Here is a 1,255-nt window from a genome sequence, read left to right on the forward strand (position 1 = left end):
GTGGAAGGTATCGGCGAAGCCACCACCATCGGCGGCCTGGCCTACGGCAACGAGAGCCCGGAAAGCATCAAGGCCAACCTCGACGCGCACTTCGCGCCGCTGCTGGTCGGCCAGGACGCGAGCAATATCAACGCCTGTATGCAGCGCCTGGACAAGGCCATCAAGGGCAACACCTTCGCCCGCTCGGCGGTGGAGACCGCGCTGCTCGACGCCCACGGCAAGCGCCTCGGCCTGCCGGTCAGCGAGCTGCTCGGCGGGCGCGTGCGCGACAGCCTGGAAGTGGCCTGGACCCTGGCCAGCGGCGACACCGCCCGCGACATCGTCGAGGCCGAGCAGATGCTGGAGCTGCGCCGCCACCGCATCTTCAAGCTGAAGATCGGCGCCAACCCGCTCCAGCAGGATTTGCGGCACGCCGTCGCGATCAAGAAGGCCCTGGGCGACCGCGCCAGCGTGCGTGTGGACGTCAACCAGGGCTGGGACGAGTCCCAGGCCATCCGCGGTTGCCAGGTGCTCGGCGACAACGGCATCGAGCTGATCGAGCAGCCGATTGCGCGGATCAACCGCAGCGGCCAGGTGCGCCTGAACCAGCGCAGTCCGGCGCCGATCATGGCCGACGAATCCATCGAGAGCGTGGCCGATGCCTTCAGCCTGGCCGCCGACGGCGCCGCCAGCATCTTCGCCCTGAAGATCGCCAAGAACGGCGGCCCGCGCGCCGTGCTGCGCACCGCGCAGATCGCCGAAGCGGCCGGCATTGCCCTGTACGGCGGAACCATGCTCGAAGGCGCGGTCGGCACCCTGGCCTCGGCCCACGCCTTCCTCACCCTGGAAAAACTCACCTGGGCCACCGAGCTGTTCGGCCCGCTGCTGCTCACCGAGGAAATCGTCACCGAGCCGCCGGTGTACCGCGACTTCCAGCTGCACGTACCGCGTACGCCCGGCCTCGGCCTGACCCTCGACGAAGAACGCCTGAAGCGTTTCGCCCGCCCCTAACGGAGGAAAACCCGATGCTGTTCCACGTGAAGATGACCGTGAACTTGCCCCTCGACATGGACCCGGCGAAAGCCGCCCAGCTCAAGGCCGACGAGAAGGAACTGGCCCAGCGCCTGCAGCGCGAGGGCAAGTGGCGCCACCTGTGGCGCATCGCCGGGCACTACGCCAACTACAGCGTGTTCGACCTGCCCAGTGTCGAGGAGCTGCACGACACCCTGATGCAGCTGCCGCTGTTCCCCTACATGGACATCGAGGTCGACGGGCT

The 1,255-nt window shown here is 68.1% G+C and carries 2 protein-coding genes; both read left to right on the forward strand.

Annotation, left to right across the window (positions count from 1 at the left end):
- Positions 1–990, forward strand: a 990-nt coding sequence (locus ACNFBT_RS27145) for a muconate cycloisomerase family protein (protein WP_416753889.1), incomplete at its 5' end; no start/stop codon positions are given.
- A gap of 14 nt (positions 991–1,004) precedes the next feature.
- On the forward strand, positions 1,005–1,255 hold a 251-nt coding region (gene catC, locus ACNFBT_RS27150; RefSeq protein ID WP_416753890.1), incomplete at its 3' end, for a muconolactone Delta-isomerase.

Origin of the sequence: Pseudomonas sp. NY15181 (genome assembly GCF_048068055.1) — a bacterium.
Lineage (GTDB): Bacteria > Pseudomonadota > Gammaproteobacteria > Pseudomonadales > Pseudomonadaceae > Pseudomonas.